Origin of the sequence: Calidifontibacter indicus (assembly GCF_003386865.1) — a bacterium.
Classification (GTDB): Bacteria; Actinomycetota; Actinomycetes; order Actinomycetales; family Dermatophilaceae; genus Yimella; species Yimella indica.
On sequence record NZ_QTUA01000001.1, the window covers coordinates 3,168,057 to 3,189,656 of the forward strand.

Genomic DNA, 21,600 nt, shown 5'->3' on the forward strand with positions numbered 1-21,600 from the left:
GACAACCTCGACGACAACCTGCCCGAGAACCCGCCGGACAACTTGGTCGGCAACCCACCCGCCGGCTCAACCGACCTGCAACGACGGGTCGACCGCGGCCGACCAGGCGAGGATTCCTCCGTCGAGCGACCGGGCCGCGATGCCCCGGTCGGCCAGCAACCGCACCGCCTCGGCCGATCGGGCTCCCGACCGACACATGAGCACCAGCGTCCGGTCGCCGCTCTCCCCCGACGCCGACACCGACCCCGACGCCGGCGGCACGGCACCCTTCCGTATGTCGTCGAGCGCCAACCACTCCGAGCCCTCGACGGCGGCCTCGTCGCGCTCGGCGGCGGTGCGCACGTCGATCAGTCGGATCCCGCCGGTGGCCCACGACGCGGCGGCCTCCACCACACCGATGAGCGGCACCGGTGCGGGTTCGTCCGGCGGCGTTTCGTCGCGGATGACGACCGGTTCGGCGTCCGGGCCGCACACCGGACACCGCGGATCTGCCGCGATCGGCAGCTGTGACCACTGGAACGCCAACGCGTCGAAGACCGCGAGGCGCCCGATCAGCGGCTGCCCGGCGCCGAGCACGAGTTTGAGCGCCTCGACCGCCTGAGCCGCGCCGAGCATGCCCGGCAGCACGCCCAACACTCCCGCGACGGCGCACGACGGCGCCGCGGACGGGTCGGGCGCGACCGGGAACAGGCAGCGCAGGCACGGGCCCTCGCCCGGCGACCACACCGTGAGCTGCCCGTCGAACTGGCTGATCGCGGCCCACACCAACGGCAGCCCGAGCAGCACGCAGGCGTCGTTGAGCAGGAACCGGGTGGCGAAGTTGTCGGTGGCGTCGACGACGACGTCCTGGTCGGCGCACAGCACCACCACATTGCTTGCGGCGAGCCGTTCGGGCACGGCCACCACCCGTACGTCGGGGTTGAGCGCCGCGACGGCGCGGGCGGCGGAATCGACCTTCGCCGAGCCGACGTCGGCGGTGCCGTGCACCACCTGCCGCTGCAGGTTGCTCAGCTCGACGCGGTCGTCGTCGACGACGGTGATGGTGCCGACGCCGGCCGCCGCGAGATACTGCAGCACCGGCGCCGCGAGGCCGCCGGCGCCCACCACCAGCACCCGCGCATCGAGCAGACGCCGTTGGCCGGCCGGGCCGACCTGGGCGAGTGAGAGGTGCCGTGCATAGCGCTCCAGTTGTTCGGGCCGCAGTGGCGCAGGCGCAACCGGCTCGCCGGGGGCTTCGACATCCATGACGTCAACCCTATGACTGTGCCTAAGATGGCGAACTGACCCGCGAGTAGAACTTGGAGGTAACCGTGGCCGACTCACTCGACACGGCCCGCGGTGGTCGGCTGCCCCGCTCGGCTCGACGCGCCCAGCTGATGGAGGCCGCCCAGTCGGTGTTCGTCGAGGCCGGCTACCACGGCGCCGCCATGGACGAGATCGCCGAGCGCGCTCACGTCAGCAAACCGGTGCTCTATCAGCACTTCCCCGGCAAACTCGACCTCTACCTCGCGCTGCTGGAGCATCACACCCGTGAGGTGCCCGAGTTGGTCAACGAGGCGCTGACCTCCACCGAGGAGAACAGCGACCGGGTCGCCGCCGCGATGAGCGCGTTCTTCAGGTTCGTCGAGCGCAAGGACGCCGCCTTCCGCATGGTCTTCGAGTCTGACCTCATCAACGAACCCGTCGTCGCCGCACGGGTGGAGCGGATGAGCACCGCATGTGCGACCGCGGTCGCCGAGGTCATCTCCGAGGACACCGGACTGCCCGACGACCAGGCCCTGATGCTCGGCGTCGCGTTGGTGGGAATGGCGCAGGTCGTCGCACGGTTCTGGATTGCACAAGAGCCTCGGATGCCGCGGCACGAGGCCGAGCGGCTGGTGACGGTGCTCGGCTGGCGTGGCATCGCCGGATTCCCCAAGTCGGGCGACCAGTCCTGAGCCGCTGTCACGGCGACACGGACGCCGCCTAGGCTCGCGAACAGCAACAGACCGATCAGCAGGAGAGTCATGGAAATCCGTATCGGCGTGCGCAATGTCGCGCGTGAGATCGTCATCGAGTCCGAGCAGAGCGCCGACGACGTGCACAAGGCCGTCGCCGAGGCCCTCGAGGGCGGCAAGGCGCTGACCTTGAAGGACGACAAGGGCCACACCGTCGTCGTACCGGCCGACGCGCTGGGATACCTGGACATCGGCTCGGAGCAGGAGCGCCGGGTCGGCTTCGGTAGCTGAGAAGCAGCTGCAAACTGCCTGAACGGATCGCGGCGTCACCCTCCGGGGTGGCGCCGTGACCCGTTCGTGACCGAAACACCCTTGACGGTTAAGCACATTCGCAGGAACGGACCGGTAGTTTCGCAATCAGGCATGCGGACGAGGGCCCCGAAACCCCGAGTCGGCGTGCAGGACAGTAGGACCCGAACTCAAACCCCGCGTTCGGGACACGGCCCACCGGGCCCGTTCAACAAGGAGTAGCAATGCTCTGGAACATCCTGATGTGGATCCTCGGCGGTGCGGTCGTCGGAATCCTCGCCCGCGCAGTCCTGCCGGGCAAGCAGAACATCTCCATCGCCGCCACGGTCATCCTGGGCATCCTCGGCGCCGTCGTGGGTGGCTTCATCGCCAACGCGATCGGTGTCGGCGACACCAACGGCATCGACTGGATCAAGCTGATCATCAGTGTCATCGTCGCCGCGGCTGCGGTCACGGTGTACGGCTCGATCGCCGGCAAGAAGGTCTGACGCACCACCGCACGAAGAACCCCGCCGACCGCTCCGGTCGGCGGGGTTCTTGTCGTCAGGCCGATAGCCCGAGGTCCGCCATCCGTCGGGTGTGCGCCTCGGTGATCCGGGTGAACAGGTGCATGAGTTCGGCGAGGTCGAGCCCGTTGCCCGAACCGTCGTCGACGATCAGCGCGGTGAGTTCGTCGTTGTCGGCGGCCGCTCGCTGCGCCTGGGACAACGACTCACCGACGATCCGGCGCCCCCACAACCCCATCCGGGCCGCGAGCTTCGGATCGCGTTCGATCGCGGCCTCGAGTTCCTGCTTGGCGTAGTCGTAGTGCGTGGAGTTGGCGAGCACGTGCTCGACCAGTTCGCGGGTGCGCGGGTCGACGAAGCGGCCGCACTCGGCGTAGAAGTCGGTGGCGATCGACGAGCCGGCGTAGACCTTCATGAGGCCCTCGTACCAGTCGGTCGGCTGGCACCGGCGGTGCCACTCGTCGAGTGCCGGACGGAACTTGGCCATCGCCTGGTGCGGGCTGGCGCCGAGTTCCTCCAACCGGGCCGCGAGCAGCTGGTAGTGCTCGAACTCGCGGATCGCCACCTCGGTGAGACTCACCTTCTTCACCGTCGACGGCGAGCGGTCGGCGTCCGAGACGACCGTGAAGAAGCTCACCAGTTCGCCGTAGGCGAGCATCCCCAGCAAGGACACGACACCCGATCGGAAGGTGGGGTCCTGCAGGTCCTGTTCGGTGCGCTGGACGGGCGCGCCGGGCGACGATGCATCGGCGGGGGCATCGGCGGGGGCATCAGTGGCTCCAGCGGTGGAGCCGCCGGGTGCGGCGTCGGGTGTGGCGTCGGGTTCGACGTCGGTGGGCTCTGCTGCGGTCTGGTCATCGGCCATGGCCGCGATCGTAGCGACCAACCGGTATCATTGCCCTGACAACAACAGGTGCCCGGTCGGCACGAACACATCTACACCACCTGCATCCGCGGCTTCGACGCCGCGTGCGAAGACTCCCGATCGGCTCCCACAGCAGGCGCCCACTGCGCCGACGTCGCAGCCTGTGCCGCGCTTCGCGATCGCACGGCCGGACGCCGATCGAAGGAATCACAGACACCCATGACCGACCTCACCACCGACCTCACCGAGGTCGACAGCACCAACGCACCCGTCGAGACGGCCCAGACCGAGCCGCCCGCCGACGACACCACGTTCGCCGACTTCGACGTGCGCCAGGGCATCGTCGACTCGCTCGCCGACGCCGGCATCCTCAAGCCGTTCCCGATCCAGGCGATGACCCTTCCGGTCGCGCTCGGTGGCCACGACATCATCGGCCAGGCCAAGACCGGCACCGGTAAGACCCTCGGCTTCGGTGTGCCGCTGCTGCACCAGGTGACCGCTCCCGACGAGGAGGGCTTCGACGCGCTCGCTTCGCCCGGCGCACCGCAGGCTCTCGTCGTCGTGCCCACCCGTGAGCTCGCGGTGCAGGTCACCGGCGACCTGAAGACCGCTTCGACCCGCCGCAAGGTGCGCATCGAGTCGGTCTACGGCGGCCGCGCCTACGAACCGCAGATCGCCGCCCTGCAGCGCGGCACCGAGGTCGTCGTGGGCACGCCCGGCCGCCTCATCGACCTCAGCCAGCGGGGCAACCTCGACCTGCGCCACGTGAAGGTGGCCGTGCTCGACGAGGCCGACGAGATGCTCGACCTCGGCTTCCTGCCCGACGTCGAGAAGATCCTCGCGCTCACCCCGGCATCGCGCCAGACGATGCTCTTCTCGGCGACCATGCCGGGTGCGGTCGTGGCGCTCGCCCGCCGCTACATGGTGCAGCCCACCCACATCCGCGCGATGGTCGAGGAGGGCGAGAACGCCCACACGGTGAAGGCCGTGGAGCAGTTCGTCTACCGCGCTCACGCCCTCGACAAGGTCGAGATGCTCGCCCGCATCCTGCAGGCCAAGGACCGCGGCCTCACGATCATCTTCAGCCGCACCAAGCGCACCGCCGCCAAGGTGTCCGACGAACTGGCCGACCGCGGTTTCGCTGCGGCCGCCATCCACGGAGACCTCGGCCAGGGCGCCCGCGAGCAGGCACTGCGCGCGTTCCGCTCGGGCAAGGTCGACGTGCTGGTCGCCACCGACGTCGCCGCCCGCGGCATCGACGTCGACAACGTCACCCACGTCATCAACTACCAGTGCCCCGAGGACGAGAAGACCTACGTGCACCGCATCGGTCGCACCGGCCGCGCCGGCCAGGCCGGCACCGCGGTCACCTTCGTCGACTGGGACGACCTGCACCGGTGGACGATGATCAACAAGGCGCTCGACCTCGGCATCCCCGAGCCGGTCGAGACCTACTCCTCGTCCGACAACCTGTTCAGCGACCTGCACATCGACCCTTCGGCCACCGGCCGGTTGCCGAAGTCGGCACGAACCCGCGCCGGTCTCGACGCCGAGGAGCTCGAGGACCTCGGCGAGGTGGGCGCCGCAGCCGGCCACCGCGGCAAGGGCGGGCACGGATCCCGTGGCGACTCCCGTGGCGGTTCGCGCGGCGGTTCCGGTCGCACGCGCAGCGGGTCGGGTGGACGCGGTGGCCGCTCGGACGGCGAGAGGAAGCGCAAGGACACCGACGGACGTGGCGAAGGACGTGGCGAGGGTGCCACGTCCGGTGCCCCGCGTCGGCGCCGTCGCACCCGCGGTGGCGCGGCCGGCTCGAACGACTCCGCCACGTCGTGACGGCGGCGCAGCCGTTCACCGATCGGGTCGTCAGTCACCTCCGACTCGCCGACCACCGGCTGCGCACGTCCGAACCCGGCTCCAGCCGGCGGCGGTACTCGATCTGCCGGATGACGATGCACAACATCACGCAGGTCGACAGTTTCTACGTGGGCTTCTTCCACGGCGACGACATGCTGGTCATCCCGTACATCTTCGACCACGACCGCAGCCTGCAGCCCGACATCACCAAGTTCAGCCGGCGCGGACCGTCGTACTGGGTGCGCAGCAGCGGCAAGCCCTACGTCTACTCCGAGGACGACGGTGGGTTGCTGAGTCGCACCATCCTGTTCGGCAACGAGGACGAGATCACGCTCGACGCGGTCATCGTGCCGCTGAAGGAGCCCGACACCGGCGAGGTCGTCGGCTTGATGAGCATCCAGAGTCTCACCGCCGGCGTCTACGACGATGAGGTCGTGGCCGCGACCGCGTGGCTCGGCGAGGCACTCATGTTGGCGCAGGCGCGTGACCAGCACGTGGGTACTTCTGGCGACTCGCTGTACACCGCTCACCCCGAGCTGAACAGCGCCCGGTCGAGCAACCCGGAGGAGCGTTTCAAGCTCGTCTCCGAACAGTTGGAATGGGCCCGCCGCCGGGCCACCGAACTCACGCACCGCGCCGAACAGTTGCGGGACGAGGCGCTGGTGCGCGAGTCGGGCGAGCTTCGGATGACGCTGGAACAGGTGCAGGTCGACCTCGCCGAGTGGATGCTCACCTTGAAGACCACCGGCGACGGCCTGGAGGAGATCAGCCCGCCGCGCGCCGACCTCACCGCACGCGAGCACGAGATCGCCGCGATGATCGCCAGCGAGCGGTTGTCGAACGGCCAGATCGCCGAACGTCTCGGCATCTCGTTGAAGACGGTCAAGACCCACGTCGGCAACATCCTGAGCAAGCTCGGCGTCGGTCAGCGATCCGCGATCGTGTTCGCGATGGCCGATCTGCTCGCGCAGCGACCTGAGCACGATCCTGGGCACGATCTTGGGCACGGCCCCGCACCGGCCGGCCCGGTCTCCGACACAGGGTCCTAGGACCCCACCCCGGCCGCCCTACGCCGAAGTCCCATAGCGCGGGTTGGACAAATCGCGGCAATATCTACTAGGCAGCGCGACAAACACGTTCTTCATGGGCGAGGACGCCGAGCCGAGCGGTAGCCAGCATGCAGGGGGGATGCTGGCTATCACTGTTTCCCGGGGTCTTCGCCGGAAAGGGACTAGGTCCCTTCCGGGCTCTCCCCGGCCACCCAGGGCCCCCGGCGCCGCGACGGCAGAAACACCTGCGTCGAACCGGTCGCCCGGGCCACCAGCTGTTCGAACTGGTCGGGCGCGGTGGTGTTCTCGCCGAGCAGGTTCGGCTTGCCGGCTCCGTGGTAGTCGCTGCTGCCGGTGCGGATCAACCCGTACCGACGCGCGAACTGCTCGGCGTGAGCGCGTGCCTGCTCGCCCTGGTCGCGGTGGTCGACCTCGATGCCCATCAGGCCGGCTTCCACCATGGCCTCGACCGTGCTGTCGGCGACGACGCGGCCGGTGACGTGCGAGAAGGGATGGGCGAGAACCGGCACCCCACCGGCGGCCAGCACGAGTTCCACACCACGCACCGGATCGACCGCGTAGTGACCGACGTGGTACTTCGTGCCGGGATGCAGGTACTTGTCGAATGCCTCGGCGCGGTCGCAGACCCGGCCGATGTCGACGAGCGCGTCGGCGATGTGCGGACGGCCGATCGTCGCTCCCGCGGTCACCCGCTTCTCGACGTCCGCCCATTGCAACCCGGTGTCGGCGCTGAGCCGTTCGACCATCCGGTGCGCCCTCGACTCGCGCGAGTCACGGGCCTTGGTCAACTCCTGCGCCAGACCGGTGTCGGCGGGATCGATGAGGTAGCCGAGCAGGTGCAGGCTGCGGTGGTCGATCTCGCAGGAGATCTCGATGCCCGGCACGAACCCGATGCCGATCTCCCGGGCGGTGGCCAGCGCCTGCTCCCACCCACCGGTGGTGTCGTGGTCGGTCAACGCCACGACGTCCAGGCCGGCCTGTCGGGCCGAAAGGACGACGTCCCGCGGCGTCTGGGTGCCGTCGGACTCCAGGGAATGGGTATGCAGGTCGATGCGCACCTCGGCAGCCTAACGATCCCCACCCGATGCGCAGACGGAACCGTTACTGTCGGAGCGCGGTCCTAGCCTGTTCCCGACCGTCGAACGATCATTGAGGACCGACCGGATGAGCGACGTGACCCGCAGCGACCGACCCGAGGCGCTGCCTGCCACGATTCCAGCCACGACGACTGCGACTTCCTCTGCAACCCCCTTCGACATGACTGCTGACTTGGCTCTGCCAACCCCGGTGCGACGCTCCGTCCTGCTGATGTGTGTCGGCGCGGCCCTGTCCGCACTCGACGCGCTGGTCGCCCTGACGCTGCGGTCCCACATCCGGGCCGGCATCGAAGAACACGGCCGCACCTACCCCCGCGACCGCCTGACCGCCGTCGAGATGGACCAAGCGGCCACGACGATGGTGATCGTGCTGGTCGTCAGCAGTGTGGTCGCGACGATCATCTGGCTGGCGATGGCCTGGCTCAACCGGCGCGGACGCTGGTGGGCCCGGATCGCGGCCACCGTCCTCACCCTGTTCTGTGTGCTGCAGACGTGGAGTGTGCTGACCCGCGGCTACCCGACGGTGCCGTCAGCGGTGCTGTCGCTGCTCGTGCTCGTGGTCGGCATCGCCGCCGCGGCGCTGCTGTGGCACCCCGACAACACTCGACACTTCGCATCCCCGCGGCCCCGGTGACACACCTTCCTCGGATTAACCTGTGGACATGCGTTTGCGAATCTGTGTGGCTGCAGCGGCCACTGCCCTGACCCTGACCTCCTGCGCGTCCGACGCCCCGGTGACCGTCAACACCAACTCCTCGACGACTCAGAGCTCGGCCACCAGTACCGGGTCGAGCAGCTCCTCGACCACCGAGTCGAGCACTTCCAGCTCCGAGCCGAGCACTTCCACCAGCAGCTCCTCGAGCGAGACGAGCAGTTCGTCGACGTCGCAGAGCCCCTCCAGCTCGGCGGGTTCGGTGCCGGCCGGTGCCGAGGCCGACTCCAAGGGCGAGTTCTACGTGACCAAGCCGTCCGGCTGGTCTAAGGCGTCCGTGCCGAACGCGCAGATCTCGCTGGCGATCAAGGCCGACGCGCAGACCGACGGTGTCTTCACCAACCTCAACGTCACCAGCGCCCCGGCGGCCAGCGGTCAGGACGTCAGCGCCTATACCAGCGCCGGCGCCACCCAGATGCGCCAGCAGGGCGCTACCGTCACCCCGGTCGCCGACCGCAAGATCGGCGGCGAAGACGCGAAGGGCTACTTGGTGGAGCGCACCTACTCCGGTGCCAAGCTCGCCCAGACCCAGTACTTCGTGCAGAAGGGCAGCACGGTCTACATCGCCACGATGACGAGCGCGGCCAGCCAGAAGGCGAACGCCGACAGCACGATGAACTCCATCCTGGGCTCCTGGACCTGGACGAAGTGATCTACCGGGGCGTGCGACGATGGTCGGGTGAGTAAGAAGCAGCAAAAAGCCGAACATCGTGGCCGCCCCAACAGCAAGGCCTTCCGTGAGTTCGTAGCGTCCGGTTGGGCCGATCGCGACACCACCACGCCCGACCGCGCCGAGGTCGCCGACTACGCGGCGACCCGGCGCGATTCCGTCAGCGCAGAGTTCGCCGGCCACCGACTGGTCGTGCCGGCCGGTGGGCTCAAGGTGCGCAGCAACGACTGCGACTACCAGTTCCGGCCGCACACCGCGTTCGCGCACCTCACCGGCCTGGGCAGCGACCGCGAGCCCGACGCCGTGTTGGTGCTCGAGCCGACCGACTCCGGGCACGAGGCCGTGCTCTACTTCCGACCTCTCGCCGGCCGCGACACCGAGGAATTCTTCGGCGACTCCCGCTACGGCGAGTTCTGGGTCGGGGCCCGCCCCTCGCTCGATGACATCGAGGCCGAACTCGGTCTGAGCGCGCGACACATCGACGAACTCCCCGACGCCCTGGCCAAGGACGCCGGCAGCGTCTCGCTGGCCGTCGTGCGCGATGCCGACCAGGACGTCACCGCACTGGTCGACAAGGTGCGCACCGAGGCGGGCGTCGAGGCCGAGCGCGACCCCGCCGAACTCGACACCGAGTTGGCGCGGGCGCTCTCCGAACTTCGACTGGTCAAGGACGAGTGGGAGATCGACCAGATGCAGTCTGCCGTCGACGCCACCAAGCGCGGCTTCGAGGCCGTCATCGCCGACCTGCCGAGGGCCGTCGAGTCCGGACGCGGCGAACGCTGGGTCGAGGGTGTGTTCGGCCTCGTCGCCCGCCATGAGGGCAACGGCGTGGGCTACGACTCGATCTGCGCCGCGGGCGACCACGCCAACACGCTGCACTGGATCAAGAACACCGGCGAGGTGAAGGACGGCGACCTGCTGCTGCTCGACGCCGGGGTCGAGGTCGACGCTCTCTACACCGCCGACATCACCCGCACGCTCCCGGTGAACGGCACCTTCTCCGACGCCCAGCGCAAGGTCTACGACGCGGTCTTCGCCGCTCAAGAGGCCGGCATCGCGGCGGTGAAGCCGGGCAACAAGTTCAGCGACGTGCACGCCGCCGCGATTCGGGTCATCGCCGAGCACCTCTACGAGTGGGGGCTGCTGCCGGAGGGAGTCGACGTCGAGACGACGCTCGACGTCGAAGAGGGCCAGTACCACCGCCGGTGGATGGTGCACGGCACCTCCCACCACCTCGGCATCGACGTGCACGACTGCGCCCTCGCCCGCAAGGAGCAGTACATGGACGCCGAACTGCAGCCGGGCATGATCCTCACCGTCGAGCCGGGCCTGTACTTCAAGGCCGACGACCAGCTGATACCGCAGGAGTTGCGCGGCATCGGCGTGCGCATCGAGGACGACGTGCTGGTGACCGCCGACGGACACCGGAACCTCTCGGCCGACATGCCGCGCACCAGCGCCGACGTCGAGGCCTGGATCGCCCGGGTGCAGCAGGGCTGACCTGCACCCCGCACGGCCACACCAAAACAACAAGGCCCTCACCGTTCTCGGTGAGGGCTTTGGTGTCTTCGCTGACCGTCCGGTGCGGACGATGGGTCGCGCCGTGCTGGCGGCGCGGTCACTCAGCGGTTGAACAGTCCGCGCAGAACGCGGCTGCGGGTCTTTTCGGTGCGGTACGCGTCCGCTGCGTGGACGATCGCCAGCTGGTGGCGCGTGAACGGCATCTGACCGGGCATCGCTGCCTCCTCTCCTCGGGTCTCGTCGTGGCCTGATGTTGTCTATCGTACATTTCGATATCGAAATCTTCCACTTGAAATAACGAGACTTCGGCCACATCTATTCCCGAGGGGCCCGATGCCGTTCAGGCAGGCGTCACCAGAGGTTCATGCTGCGTTCGAAAATGGCGGCGATGTCGTCCTCGGTGACCTTTTTCGGCGCGGTCGCCAGCAGCCGCTGCTGCTTCATCGTGCCGTCGACGAGGTCGGCGATGTCGCCGCTGTCGTAGCCCACGGCGCCGCACCCGTTGGGGATCTCGATGTCGCGCATCAGGTCGATCAGCACGGTCGGCAGCAACTCGGCGTCAGCCACGCCGTCGTAGCTCTTGTCGGCGCCGGCCGCGAGCAGTCGCGCCGCGTGCAGGTGCCGCTCCGGTGCCGCGTCGAAGGTGAACCTGAAGGCCTCGGGCGCGGTCAGCGACACCGACATGCCGTGCGGGATCATCGCTTCGTCCTGGGGGTAGTCCTTGGGGTGGAAGTCCTTGACGCGTCCGGCGATCGGGTAGGCGTTGGCGTGCGGGATGTGCACGCCGGCATTGCCGAATCCCATGCCGGCGAAGGTGGCGGCGAGCGCCATGTCGCCACGGGCGTCGAGGTTGTCGCCCTCGCGCACGGCCACCCGGAAGGCACCGGCGAGCAAGGTCATCGCCTTCTCCGACCACATGTCGGCGATCGGGTTCGAGCCGCAGTAGGGCACCCGCTCCTGCGGCTGCTTGTGCTCGTAGGAGGTGTAGGGGCGCGCGGTGTACGACTCCAGCGCGTGACACAGGATGTCCATGCCGGACGCAGCGGTGACCCCGGACGGCTGGGTGAGGGTGACGACCGGGTCGATGACCGCCATCGTCGGCCGCAACCGGGCGTGGCTGATGCCGGTCTTGACCTTGAGTGACAGCACGTCGAGCACACAGATGGTGGTGCTCTCCGAGCCGGTGCCGGTGGTGGTCGGCACGGCAACCAGTGGCTTGAGCGGCTTCTGCGGCGCCCTGCCCCCACCGACCGGCGCGTTGATGTAGTCCATCAACTCACCCTCGTTGGAAGTCAGCAGGTTGATCGCCTTCGCGGTGTCGATGCTAGAGCCGCCACCGACCGCGACGAAGGCATCCCACGGGCCGTTCTGCCGGCCGTAATCGACGGCCTCCCGCAACGAGTCGTCGGTCGGTTCGACATGCGAGCCTTCGAAGACGACCGCCTCGATGCCGAAGGAGCTCATCTGGTCGGCCACCCGCTGGGCGACACCCGCCCGGGCGACGCCGGGGTCGGTCACCACGAGCACCCGGCGCGCGCCGGTGAGGCTCAGGTCGTAGCCGATCTCGTCGGCGGCACCGGCGCCGAACTTCAGCTGCGGCGCTCCGTAGGTGAAGACGGTTTCCGCATTCTGCGGCGGGTCGAGCTTGCTCATCACGAGGCCTTTCCTTCGGGAACTGGATTCTTGCGGGCGCGGGCACGCCCATGGTCGTGGGCAGGCGGACAGGCACACATCGCGACCGCCGCGTCGGCATAGAGGACGGCGAGCCGGTCGGCATCGACGGCTCCGTCGGGGTCGAACCATTGCGCAACCGAGGTGCACATCGTCGAGATCGCATTGCCGAGCATGACCACACGGGTGCCGGCGTCGGGCAGATCGCCCACCAACGCGGCGATGTCGTCATACAACATCTGTTGAATACGCTTGCGGGAGAGGACGATTCGGTCCTTGTCCTCCCCTGGCTCAAACGACCGCATCTCGCTCGCGCCGACGAACGCCGGGCCGGGGCGGCGAGCATGGAAGAGCGCCAGACACTCGACGGTGATCCGCAACCGCTCGACGTCGCCGGTCACACCCGCCCGCACCGCCTCCAACCGCCAGGTGAGGTCGTCCATCGTGAGGTCGAGCAGCGCGACGAGCATCGCCAGCTTCGACGGATGGTAGTGGTACAGCCCGGGCACGCTGAGGCCGGCGGCATCGGCGATCTCCCGAATCGAGGCACCGTGAAAACCCCTGCGGCAAAACACGATCATGGCGCCACGCAGGGCCGGGTCGACGGTGAGCTCGGCGAATTCGCGCCAGTCACCCCGCGCCCCGGCGGAGGCGGACGCCGGTGCGCGACCGCCCTCGTCGGGCACAACGAGCAGCGCCTGCGGGGGCAGGTCGAGTTCCTGGGCGATGCCGCACAGCCGCTCGACCGACAGCGACGTCGTGCCGTTCTCGATCGCACTCAACGTGCCCGCACTGACCTCGAGCCGGGCTGCCAGGCCGCGCAGCGTCAGCCCTCGCCGCTCCCGGTGCATCCGGATCGACCGGCCCACCGGCGGCGGGTCGAAGGAAAGTGCCATGCGTTCAGCCTAGGCGAACAGTCGCGGTCGTGGAACCCCCTCGAGTGACCGGCCGAACGTCCCGATCCACCGGGGAGTTCCCCGGAATGATTCGTGAGACCGCACCTTGACAGGCGCGATCCGTGCTGTGACTGTGGTCACACATCGATCAATCTCGCCCGAGCGAGCGCTCGGTCGACCATTTGCGGAGGTGGAGTCATGGCCGATGCCATCAGCCTGGAAGAACTGCTCAAGGATGCGCCCTCGAACTGGGGCAAGTGGGGGCCGGACGACGAGGTCGGTTCGCTGAATTACCTCACCAGCCAGGAGGTGCTGCGCGGCATCGACTCGGTGAGCAAGGGTGAGGTGCACACGCTGCAGCGCCTGATCAACGACCCGAAGGGCGACCCCGTCTGGCCCGGCCGCGCGCCCGCCGAGCGCACGATGATCCTCGACGAATCCACCTGGGACAGCGACGACGCACCGCAGTTCCCGGGCGGCCTGCACTACGCCGACGACAAGATCAACGCGTTCCTGCAGGGCTCCACGCAGTACGACGCGCTCGGCCACGTCTGGTACGGCGGCAAGCTCTGGAACGGCTACGACGCCCGCACCACGGTCGGCGGCATGGACAAGGCCAGCGTCGAGCCGATCGCGCAGCGCGGTGTGGTCGGGCGCGGCGTGCTGCTCGACATGGCCCGCTTCCGCGGCAAGGACGCACTCGACAAGGGCGAGACCTTCACCCACGAGGATCTGCTGGCCTGCGCCGAGCAGCAGGGCGTGACGATCGAGAAGCACGACATCCTCGTGATCCGCACCAACTTCCTGCAGCGCTTCTTCGAGGAGGGCGACGCCTTCTACGACGGCTTCAACGAGCCCGGCCTCGTGTACTCCCCCGAACTCGTGCAGTGGTTCCAGGACATGGAGATCCCCAACCTGGTCACCGATACGATCGCCAACGAGGTCACCACCGACCCCAACAACGGCGTCGCGCTCGTGCTGCACAACGCGCTCATGCGCAACCTAGGCGTCACGCTCACCGAGATCTGCGACCTCGAGACGCTCGCCGCATCCAGCGCCGACGACTCCCAGTACACCTTCCTGTACACCGCAGCACCGCTGAAGGTGCACCGCGCCACCGGTTCGCCGGTCAATCCCATCGCAATCAAGTGACCGAGCAGACCTACCCCTGGGCGGCCCGCTACGAAGCCGGGCAACCGCTGCACATCGACCCCGTGCAGCCGGACATGCTGTCGCTGTGGCGGGCCGCCGTCGCGAACGATCCGAGTGCTGCGGCGATCCTGTACTTCGACCGCACCCTGTCGTGGCGGGAGATCGACGACCGCGCCGAGGCGCTTGCAAAACACCTGCAGGACAACGGATTCGGCGTCGGCGACCGGATGGCGCTCTACCTACAGAATCACCCGGCCTACGTCATCGGTCTGGTAGCTGCGTGGAAGGCGGGCGGCATCGCGGTGGCGATCAACCCGATGAGCAAGGCTCACGAACTCGAGTACCTGCTACCCGACTCCGGCGCCGTGGCGCTGCTGTGTCACGACGACCTCTACACCGATGTGGCGGCGGCCGTCCTGGCCGGCGGCGCCACCGCGGTCAAGACCGTCGTAACGGTCAACCCACTCGACGAGCAGACCCGCGACGACGAACGACTGTTCGCCGGCGTCCGCCGGAACACCACGCCCGAGGGAACGACGGCGCTGGCGGCGATCACCGCCGATGCCCCGGCGGGCAGGGTGGCCGAACACACGCCGGGGCCGGACGACGTCGCGGTGCTCACCTACACCTCCGGAACAACGGGCGTACCCAAGGGCGGCATGAACACCCACGCCAACCTTGCGTTCAACGGCACCACCTACGAACGGTGGACCCACCTGACCCGCGACGATCGGGTGCTCGGCGTCGCGCCGCTGTTCCACATCACCGGTCTGGTCGGTCACATCTGCGCGGCGATCGTGGCGCAGTGTCCGCTGGTGCTCGGTTATCGGTTCGAGCCGAATGTCGTGCTCGACATCCTGCGCGAGCATCGTCCGACGTTCACCATCGGATCGATCACCGTCTTCATCGCGTTGAGCTCCACCCCGGGGGTCAGCGCCGACGACTTCTCCTCGTTCCGGCTGATCTACTCCGGTGGTGCGCCCATCGCACCGGCGGTCGCTGAACGGTTCGAGAAGCTCACCGGGCACTACATCCACAACGCGTACGGGCTCACCGAGACGAGTTCGCCGTCGCACCTCGTGCCGGCCGGGGCCCGCGCCCCGGTCGACCCCGACTCGGGCGCGCTGGCGGCAGGAGTTCCGGTGTACGACACCGTTGTTCGCATCCTCGATGAAAGTGGCAACGAGCTGCCGGTCGGCGAGGTCGGTGAGATCTGCACCAGCGGCCCGCAGGTCATTCCGGGCTACTGGAACAAGCCGGACGCCACCGCGGAGTCGTTGCCCGGCGGCGAACTGCGCACCGGCGACGTCGGGTTCATGGACGCCGACGGCTGGTTCTACCTGGTCGACCGGAAGAAGGACATGATCAACGCGGCCGGTTACAAGGTGTGGCCGCGCGAGGTCGAGGACGTGCTCTACACCCACCCTGCGGTGCGCGAAGTCGCCGTCGTCGGCATCCCCGACGAATACCGCGGCGAGACGGTCAAGGCTTTCGTATCGCTGGCGCCGGGCGAGCAGGCCACGCCCGAGGAGTTAGTCGCGTTCTGCAAGGAACGGATGGCCGCCTACAAGTACCCGCGGCAGGTCGAAATGCTCGACGAACTGCCCAAGACCACCACCGGAAAGATCCTGCGCCGTCAGCTGCGCGGCTGACACGAGGCTCACACGGGGCCGGCTCGCGGCCGGATCGGTAGAGTCGGCGCTGTGAAGGACGTGCGCGCTGCCCTCCCCCGGTCCGCCGTGAGCTGGCTGGTGGTCGACGACCGTCCCTGGCCGGTCTGGCATGCCGTAGACGGCGAGCGGCTCTACGTGGTCAGCGGCAGCGGCGAGCAGGAGCTTCCGGTGCTGCCGCACGAGATCCAGGTGATCCTGCGCACCAAGGACACCCACGCCCGGGTCGGGCCGGTGCCGGCGAAGGCTTTCCGGCTCCATCCCGGGGTGCCCGCCTGGGAGACCGCGATCACCGCATTGATGGCCGCCCGGCAGGGAGCACCCGGCGAGGCCGTGCTCGACCGCTGGAAGGCCAGCGCGTCGGTGTGGGCGATCGACGTCGACACCGACGCGCCACAGTCGCCGCCGGCGTCCGACGAACCCTCCGGCGCGCACCAACCGTGGCCCACCTCGGCGACCACCAACACGCGGTTGCCGCGCCACCTCGGTCGGCTGCGTCGGCGGGGCTGAGCCGCGCACGCCGATCAACCACCGGGGCAATAGGCTGAATCCTCGTGAGCACCCGCATCTTCGTGTCGAGAATCGCCGGCCTGACCGTGCTCGACCCGTTGGGCGACCGGGTCGGTCTGGTGCGTGACGTCGTCGTCACCTTCACCGGACGCCACCCGCGCGCCATCGGGCTCGTCATCGAGGTGCCCGGCAAGAAACGCGTCTTCCTGCCGATGACCCGCGTGACGAACATCGACCCGGCCGCCGTGATCAGCACGGGCCTGGTCAACATGCGCCGGTTCGAGCAGCGAGCCACCGAAACCCTCGTGCTCGCCGAGATGTTCGACCGCCCGGTCACGGTCGTCGAGCCCGACCAGACCTATCCCGCCACGGTCGAGGACATCGCGATCGCCCGCAACGCCCGGCGCGACTGGGTGCTCGCGAAGGTCTATGTGCGGCAACAGAGTTCGCCCGAAGCATCGAGCCCTCGGGGCGTGTCGCGACTGATCCGGCGCCGGGCCGGCAAAACCACCCTCGTCGATCTCGATCAGGTGCAGGGTCTGCAGCGGGAGACCGAGGCGCAGAGCGCCGAGCGACTGCTGGAGACCTACGACGACCTGCGGGTCGCCGACCTCGCCGAGGTCATCCACGACCTCAACCCCAAGCGTCGGGCCGAGGTCGCCGCCGCGCTCGACGACGGCCGCCTCGCCGACATCCTCGAGGAACTGCCCGAGGAGGACCAGGTCGAGATCATCGCCGGACTCGACACCAACCGCGCCGCCGACGTGCTCGAGGCGATGGAACCCGACGACGCCGCCGACCTGCTCGCCGACCTCCCACCCGACCAGGCCGAGACCCTGCTGCAGTTGATGGAGCCCGACGAGGCCGCGCCGCTGCGCCGGTTGATGACGTACGAGGAGAACACCGCCGGCGGCATGATGACCACCGAGCCGGTGATCCTCGGCCCCGAGGCGACGATCGCCGAGGCGCTGGCGATGATCCGGCGCGAGGAACTCGCGCCGGCGCTGGCCTCGGCGGTGTTCGTCTGCCGGCCGCCGCTGGAGACCCCGACCGGACGCTTCATCGGTCTGGTGCACGCCCAGCGCCTGCTGCGCGAACCGCCGCACACCTCCGTCGGCATGGCCGTCGACAAGACGATCGAGGCCATCCCGGTCGACGCCCGTCTCGACGAGGTCACCCGCACCCTCGCGACGTACAACCTCGTGGTGTTGCCGGTGGTCGACAGCGACGGCCTACTGCTCGGCGCGGTCAGCGTCGACGACGTGCTCGACCACATCCTCCCCGACGACTGGCGCGAGGGCAGGCACGACGTGCGCACACCGGGCGAGAGCCCGATCAGAGCAGCGATCGGCCGGGCGGGAGGCAAGTCATGAGCGAACGCACCGACCGCGGCGAGCGCACCGACCGCAACGAGCGCCGGGAGGCGCGTGGCAGCGCCCGTCGCGACAGCGGCCGGCGTCTCGACCAGCCGCGCGAGCAACGCAAACGGTTGCTGCCGCGTCCGGGCGTCGACGCCGAACGGTTCGGCGTGCTGTCCGAGCAGTTCGCCCGCTTCATGGGCACGCCCACCTTCCTGATCTACATGACGGTGTTCGTGGCGCTGTGGCTGGCGTGGAACACCTTCATGCCGGCCGCCGCGCAGTTCGACCCGCGCGCGCTCAACTACACGCTGCTGACGCTGATCCTGTCGCTGCAGGCGTCGTACGCCGCCCCGCTGATCCTGCTCGCGCAGAACCGCCAGGACGACCGTGACCGGGTGGCCCTCGAGCAAGACCGGAGCCGCGACGAACGCAACCTGGCCGACACCGAGTTCCTCACCCGCGAGGTCGCGTCGCTGCGACTTGCGTTGCGCGACACCGCAACCCGCGACTTCGTGCGCAGCGAACTGCGGAACCTGCTGGAGGAGATGGAGGAGCGCGGGGTGCTGGCGACGCCGAGCGAGGACGAGCCCAAGCCGCGCAAGAAGAAGGACAAGCAGCCCAAACCCGAGACGCCCAGGGCGTAGTCGGCGGCGCGGGCCGCGCAGCGAGCCCGGCAGGAGCCGGCCGGTGTGCCCGAGGTGTACGCACCGGCCGCGTCCGGGTGACCGCGGTCACCCACCTACCATGGAGAGCATGTCTGCCCTGCCCACACTCGACGCCGTCCGCGCTGCCCTGGCGACCGTCGAGGACCCCGAGATCCGCAAGCCCATCACCGACCTCGGGATGGTGGAGAGCGTCGACATCTCCGACTCCGGCCACGTCAGCGTCACCATCTTGCTGACAATCTCCGGCTGCCCGCTCAAGAGCAAGCTCACCACCGACACCACCGCCGCCGTGCAGAAGGTCGACGGCGTCACCGGCGTCGAGGTGCGCCTCGGTGTGATGAACGACGAGCAGCGCGCGACCCTGCGTCAGTCGCTGCGCGGCGGCGCCCCGGAGAAGGAGATCCCGTTCGCCAAGCCGGGTTCACTGACCCGCGTCTACGCGGTCGCCTCCGGCAAGGGCGGCGTCGGCAAGAGCTCGGTAACCACCAACCTCGCCGCTGCGATGGCCGCGAACGGCCTGCGCGTCGGTGTGGTCGACGCCGACATCTACGGCTTCTCGGTGCCGCGCATGCTCGGGGTCGACCAGTTGCCGACCCAGGTCGACGACATGATTCTGCCGCCGGTCGCGGGCGACGTGAAGGTCATCTCCATCGGCATGTTCGTGCCCGGCAACCAGCCGGTCGTCTGGCGCGGCCCGATGCTGCACCGCGCGCTGCAGCAGTTCCTCGGCGACGTGTTCTGGGGCGACCTCGACGTGCTGCTGCTCGACCTGCCGCCGGGCACCGGCGACATCGCGATCTCGGTCGCACAGCTCATCCCGAACGCCGAGATCCTCGTCGTCACCACCCCGCAGCAGGCCGCCGCCGAGGTGGCCGAGCGGGCCGGGTCGATCGCCCTTCAGACCAAGCAGCGCATCGCCGGTGTCATCGAGAACATGTCGTGGCTGGAACTGCCCGACGGCTCGCGCCAGGAGATCTTCGGCGCCGGTGGTGGCCAGTCGGTCGCCGACTCGCTGTCCCGTTCGGTCGGCGCCAAGGTCGAGCTCCTGGGTCAGATCCCGCTCGACACCGCCCTGCGTGAGGGAGCGGACACCGGTGCGCCGGTCGTGCTCTCGCGTCCCGACTCCCCCGCCGCCGTCGCGCTCCGCGGCATCGCCAAGGGCCTCGGTTCGCGCGCTCGCGGTCTCGCCGGTCGCTCGCTCGGCCTCACGCCCTCGGGACGCTAAGGGTTCCGTCCGATCCGTCAGCCGCACGACGTAGTCTTGGTCCGATCCGACCCCGGACCAGACCAGACGGAGCACGAGGAGCGCAGTGTTCGGCATCGAACCATGGGAGTTCGTCATCCTCGTCGCGCTCGCGGCGTTCCTGATCGGACCCGAGCGTCTGCCGGAGTACATCGCCAAGCTGCGCGGCTGGATCCGCCAGGCCCGTCACATGGCCGAAGGGGCCAAGACCCAGCTCAAGGACGAGATGGGGCCGGAGTTCGAGGACGTCAACTGGCGCCAGTACGACCCGCGGCAGTACGACCCCCGCAAGATCGTGCGGCAGGCCCTCTTCGACGAGGAGGACGAGCCCACCGGTCAGCTCGAGGGCGGCATGCACGACCCGGTGATGGACGCCCCGCCGGTATGGGAGCCGATGCGCTATGACCCCGACCGCCCCACCCCGTTCGATATCGAAGCTACCTAAGTCTTCTGCAGGCTCCTTCGCCGTTCGTGCTCGCTGCTCCTTCGTCGCTGCGAGCACGAGGCGTCCCGCCTGCGCGAGCCTCACGTAGTGGTACAGACAGTGCCACCACCGGCGATCTGTCGGACTCAGCTACCTGCTGCGGTCTGCATCGTCACGGACTTCTGGTTGCCGCCGCTGTTGTAGCCGACGGTGATGGTCTGGCCGATGTCCTTCGAGCGCAACGTGACCAGGTAGGTCTTCGGGTCCTTGGTGGCCACGCCGTCGATCGAGTTGATGACGTCGCCCTCCTTGAGGCCGGCCTTGGCGGCCGGGCCACCGTCGACGACGCGGGACACCTTGACGCCGGTGCCGGTGTAGTTGGGGTCGAAGTCGAGCCCGATGACGGGATACTCCGCCTTGCCGGTGCGGATCAACTGGTCGGTGGTGCGGCGCACCTGGTCGGCCGGAATCGCGAAACCGAGCCCGATGCTGCCGCCGTTGCGCGAGGAGTAGATGGCGGAATTGACGCCGACGACCCTGCCCTGCAGGTCGAGCAACGGTCCACCGGAGTTGCCCTGGTTGATCGCGGCATCGGTCTGGATCGCGTTCATGTACGACTGGTCGGACGAGCCCGTGCTCGAGCCACTGGTGGAGTCGCCGCCGGTGACGACAGGACGGTTGAGGGCGCTGACGATGCCGGTGGTGACCGAGCCGGTGAGTCCGAGCGGGGCACCGACGGCGATGACCGACTGGCCGACCTTCAGTTGCCCGGAGTCGGCGAGGGTGAGCGCAGGCAGCCCGGTGCGCTCGACCTTGAGCACTGCGAGGTCGTAGGTCGGTGAGGTGCCGACCAGCTTCGCGTCGGCCTCCGACTCGTCGGAGAACAGCACCTTCAACTGGCTGCCACTGCCGCCGGCCGCGGCCACGTGGTTATTGGTGACGATGTAGCCGTCGGCGCGCAGCACGAAACCGGAGCCGGTGCCGAGCGGGCTGCCCGACGAACTGCTGATCCGGATGGTCACCACGCTGGGCAGCGCCTTCGCGGCGATCGCCTCCACCCCGTCGGTGTCGCCGGTGCCGGTCGAGTGCGAGTGGTCTGCCAGCTGCGACCCCGCGTAACCGCCGACGCCGCCGAACAGCAACGCGGCGGCCGCCACGGCAGCGATCAACCCGGCGCGTGATCGTCCGCGCGGCGGGGTCTGTACCGGTGCGCCCGGATTCGGGCCGGCGGACGCAGGCGCAACAGCCGGGCCGGACGGCGCAGCCGGCCGTTGGGGTTGGTCACGCAGTTGGTCCCGCGGACCCGCGCCGAAGGGATCGGTGGCCGCAGCCGTCGGCAGCCCACCGCGTCCGGGCAGGCGTCGGCCGGGCCCGCCGGAAGCGGGGCCGAACGGGTCGAGGGGTGGCTGCGACATGGGCGTCATTGTGCGCCATTGTGGCAACGAAGGTTGCCGGTCGGAGGCGGCG

At 68.9% G+C, this 21,600-nt stretch carries 22 protein-coding genes; 15 read left to right on the forward strand and 7 right to left on the reverse strand.

The window, feature by feature from the left end:
• Positions 1-66 precede the first annotated feature (66 nt).
• Positions 67-1,245, reverse strand: a complete 1,179-nt coding sequence (moeB, locus tag DFJ65_RS15010; protein WP_115923712.1) for a molybdopterin-synthase adenylyltransferase MoeB — start codon at positions 1,243-1,245, stop codon at positions 67-69.
• Between the two features lie 65 nt (positions 1,246-1,310).
• On the opposite strand from moeB, the gene DFJ65_RS15015 reads away from it, so the two are divergent.
• The 3 genes from DFJ65_RS15015 (at position 1,311) to DFJ65_RS15025 (ending at position 2,734) form a co-directional block, all read left to right on the forward strand.
• Entirely contained in the window at positions 1,311-1,937 is a 627-nt protein-coding gene (locus tag DFJ65_RS15015) for a TetR/AcrR family transcriptional regulator (RefSeq protein WP_245950313.1), read from the forward strand.
• 69 nt (positions 1,938-2,006) lie between these two features.
• Entirely contained in the window at positions 2,007-2,228 is a 222-nt protein-coding gene (locus DFJ65_RS15020) for a DUF3107 domain-containing protein (RefSeq protein ID WP_115923714.1), read from the forward strand.
• A 242-nt stretch (positions 2,229-2,470) separates the two neighbouring features.
• The gene (locus tag DFJ65_RS15025) at positions 2,471-2,734 is read left to right on the forward strand and encodes a GlsB/YeaQ/YmgE family stress response membrane protein (RefSeq protein WP_115923715.1); all 264 of its coding nucleotides are present in this window, start codon (positions 2,471-2,473) and stop codon (positions 2,732-2,734) included.
• 55 nt (positions 2,735-2,789) lie between these two features.
• Here DFJ65_RS15025 and DFJ65_RS15030 read toward each other — a convergent pair whose 3' ends face one another.
• Positions 2,790-3,617: a ferritin-like fold-containing protein gene (locus DFJ65_RS15030; RefSeq protein WP_115923716.1), complete on the reverse strand. Its 828-nt coding sequence runs from the start codon at positions 3,615-3,617 to the stop codon at positions 2,790-2,792.
• Between the two features lie 219 nt (positions 3,618-3,836).
• On the opposite strand from DFJ65_RS15030, the gene DFJ65_RS15035 reads away from it, so the two are divergent.
• Both DFJ65_RS15035 and DFJ65_RS18155 read left to right on the forward strand, forming a co-directional pair.
• Positions 3,837-5,450, forward strand: a complete 1,614-nt coding sequence (locus DFJ65_RS15035; RefSeq protein WP_115923717.1) for a DEAD/DEAH box helicase — start codon at positions 3,837-3,839, stop codon at positions 5,448-5,450.
• Positions 5,447-6,520, forward strand: a complete 1,074-nt coding sequence (locus tag DFJ65_RS18155; RefSeq protein WP_115923718.1) for a response regulator transcription factor — start codon at positions 5,447-5,449, stop codon at positions 6,518-6,520. Before DFJ65_RS15035 ends, DFJ65_RS18155 begins: the two co-directional genes overlap by 4 nt.
• A gap of 182 nt (positions 6,521-6,702) precedes the next feature.
• Here the strand turns inward: DFJ65_RS18155 and DFJ65_RS15045 are convergent, their stop codons facing one another.
• Complete coding sequence (locus DFJ65_RS15045) at positions 6,703-7,599, reverse strand: PHP domain-containing protein (protein ID WP_115923719.1); 897 nt, start codon at positions 7,597-7,599, stop codon at positions 6,703-6,705.
• Positions 7,600-7,798: 199 nt separating this feature from the next.
• On the opposite strand from DFJ65_RS15045, the gene DFJ65_RS15050 reads away from it, so the two are divergent.
• Complete coding sequence (locus DFJ65_RS15050; RefSeq protein WP_147301415.1) at positions 7,799-8,272, forward strand: hypothetical protein; 474 nt, start codon at positions 7,799-7,801, stop codon at positions 8,270-8,272.
• 129 nt (positions 8,273-8,401) lie between these two features.
• On the opposite strand, the gene DFJ65_RS17575 is transcribed toward DFJ65_RS15050, so the two are convergent.
• Complete coding sequence (locus DFJ65_RS17575) at positions 8,402-8,581, reverse strand: hypothetical protein (protein ID WP_170144116.1); 180 nt, start codon at positions 8,579-8,581, stop codon at positions 8,402-8,404.
• Positions 8,582-8,594: 13 nt separating this feature from the next.
• Here DFJ65_RS17575 and DFJ65_RS17580 point away from each other — a divergent pair, with 13 nt between their 5' ends.
• A complete protein-coding gene (locus tag DFJ65_RS17580) occupies positions 8,595-9,002 on the forward strand; it encodes a DcrB/PsbP domain-containing protein (protein ID WP_170144117.1) in 408 nt (135 codons plus the stop codon).
• 27 nt (positions 9,003-9,029) lie between these two features.
• Complete coding sequence (locus tag DFJ65_RS15060) at positions 9,030-10,520, forward strand: aminopeptidase P family protein (RefSeq protein ID WP_115923722.1); 1,491 nt, start codon at positions 9,030-9,032, stop codon at positions 10,518-10,520.
• Positions 10,521-10,892: 372 nt separating this feature from the next.
• Here the strand turns inward: DFJ65_RS15060 and DFJ65_RS15065 are convergent, their stop codons facing one another.
• Positions 10,893-12,194: a hydroxyacid-oxoacid transhydrogenase gene (locus DFJ65_RS15065; RefSeq protein ID WP_115923723.1), complete on the reverse strand. Its 1,302-nt coding sequence runs from the start codon at positions 12,192-12,194 to the stop codon at positions 10,893-10,895.
• A complete protein-coding gene (locus DFJ65_RS15070) occupies positions 12,194-13,108 on the reverse strand; it encodes a TetR-type transcription factor C-terminal domain-containing protein (protein ID WP_115923724.1) in 915 nt (304 codons plus the stop codon). The genes DFJ65_RS15065 and DFJ65_RS15070 overlap by 1 nt, the downstream gene beginning before the upstream one ends.
• Positions 13,109-13,306: 198 nt before the next feature.
• Between DFJ65_RS15070 and DFJ65_RS15075 the strand changes: the two genes are divergently transcribed.
• The 7 genes from DFJ65_RS15075 to DFJ65_RS15105 all read left to right on the forward strand — a co-directional run bounded on the left by DFJ65_RS15075 (position 13,307) and on the right by DFJ65_RS15105 (position 20,154).
• On the forward strand, positions 13,307-14,260 hold the full coding sequence (locus tag DFJ65_RS15075; protein WP_115923725.1) for a cyclase family protein: 954 nt from the start codon (positions 13,307-13,309) through the stop codon (positions 14,258-14,260).
• Complete coding sequence (locus DFJ65_RS15080) at positions 14,257-15,912, forward strand: AMP-binding protein (RefSeq protein WP_245950316.1); 1,656 nt, start codon at positions 14,257-14,259, stop codon at positions 15,910-15,912. Before DFJ65_RS15075 ends, DFJ65_RS15080 begins: the two co-directional genes overlap by 4 nt.
• 51 nt (positions 15,913-15,963) lie before the next feature.
• A complete protein-coding gene (locus DFJ65_RS15085; protein WP_115923726.1) occupies positions 15,964-16,440 on the forward strand; it encodes a hypothetical protein in 477 nt (158 codons plus the stop codon).
• A 38-nt stretch (positions 16,441-16,478) separates the two neighbouring features.
• Positions 16,479-17,813 carry a magnesium transporter MgtE N-terminal domain-containing protein gene (locus DFJ65_RS15090; RefSeq protein ID WP_115923727.1) on the forward strand — a complete coding sequence of 445 codons (1,335 nt, stop codon included), beginning with the start codon at positions 16,479-16,481 and terminating at the stop codon, positions 17,811-17,813.
• Positions 17,810-18,445 carry a DUF1003 domain-containing protein gene (locus tag DFJ65_RS15095; protein WP_115923728.1) on the forward strand — a complete coding sequence of 212 codons (636 nt, stop codon included), beginning with the start codon at positions 17,810-17,812 and terminating at the stop codon, positions 18,443-18,445. Before DFJ65_RS15090 ends, DFJ65_RS15095 begins: the two co-directional genes overlap by 4 nt.
• A 109-nt stretch (positions 18,446-18,554) precedes the next feature.
• Positions 18,555-19,691 (forward strand): Mrp/NBP35 family ATP-binding protein, encoded by a 1,137-nt coding sequence (locus DFJ65_RS15100; RefSeq protein ID WP_115924371.1) that lies wholly within the window; start codon positions 18,555-18,557, stop codon positions 19,689-19,691.
• 85 nt (positions 19,692-19,776) lie between these two features.
• Positions 19,777-20,154: a twin-arginine translocase TatA/TatE family subunit gene (locus DFJ65_RS15105; RefSeq protein WP_115923729.1), complete on the forward strand. Its 378-nt coding sequence runs from the start codon at positions 19,777-19,779 to the stop codon at positions 20,152-20,154.
• 125 nt (positions 20,155-20,279) lie between these two features.
• Here the strand turns inward: DFJ65_RS15105 and DFJ65_RS15110 are convergent, their stop codons facing one another.
• A complete protein-coding gene (locus DFJ65_RS15110) occupies positions 20,280-21,548 on the reverse strand; it encodes a trypsin-like peptidase domain-containing protein (protein ID WP_115923730.1) in 1,269 nt (422 codons plus the stop codon).
• Between the last annotated feature and the right edge of the window lie 52 nt (positions 21,549-21,600).

What these genes read in the sequence shown, in the direction of transcription:
- moeB (WP_115923712.1), bottom strand. Translation starts at nt 1,245, where the DNA reads ATGGATGTCGAAGCCCCCGGCGAGCCGGTTGCGCCTGCGCCACTGCGG.
- DFJ65_RS15020 (WP_115923714.1), top strand. Translation starts at nt 2,007, where the DNA reads ATGGAAATCCGTATCGGCGTGCGCAATGTCGCGCGTGAGATCGTCATC.
- DFJ65_RS15025 (WP_115923715.1), top strand. Translation starts at nt 2,471, where the DNA reads ATGCTCTGGAACATCCTGATGTGGATCCTCGGCGGTGCGGTCGTCGGA.
- DFJ65_RS15030 (WP_115923716.1), bottom strand. Translation starts at nt 3,617, where the DNA reads ATGGCCGATGACCAGACCGCAGCAGAGCCCACCGACGTCGAACCCGAC.
- DFJ65_RS15035 (WP_115923717.1), top strand. Translation starts at nt 3,837, where the DNA reads ATGACCGACCTCACCACCGACCTCACCGAGGTCGACAGCACCAACGCA.
- DFJ65_RS15050 (WP_147301415.1), top strand. Translation starts at nt 7,799, where the DNA reads ATGACTGCTGACTTGGCTCTGCCAACCCCGGTGCGACGCTCCGTCCTG.
- DFJ65_RS15065 (WP_115923723.1), bottom strand. Translation starts at nt 12,194, where the DNA reads ATGAGCAAGCTCGACCCGCCGCAGAATGCGGAAACCGTCTTCACCTAC.
- DFJ65_RS15070 (WP_115923724.1), bottom strand. Translation starts at nt 13,108, where the DNA reads ATGGCACTTTCCTTCGACCCGCCGCCGGTGGGCCGGTCGATCCGGATG.
- DFJ65_RS15075 (WP_115923725.1), top strand. Translation starts at nt 13,307, where the DNA reads ATGGCCGATGCCATCAGCCTGGAAGAACTGCTCAAGGATGCGCCCTCG.
- DFJ65_RS15095 (WP_115923728.1), top strand. Translation starts at nt 17,810, where the DNA reads ATGAGCGAACGCACCGACCGCGGCGAGCGCACCGACCGCAACGAGCGC.
- DFJ65_RS15100 (WP_115924371.1), top strand. Translation starts at nt 18,555, where the DNA reads ATGTCTGCCCTGCCCACACTCGACGCCGTCCGCGCTGCCCTGGCGACC.
- DFJ65_RS15110 (WP_115923730.1), bottom strand. Translation starts at nt 21,548, where the DNA reads ATGTCGCAGCCACCCCTCGACCCGTTCGGCCCCGCTTCCGGCGGGCCC.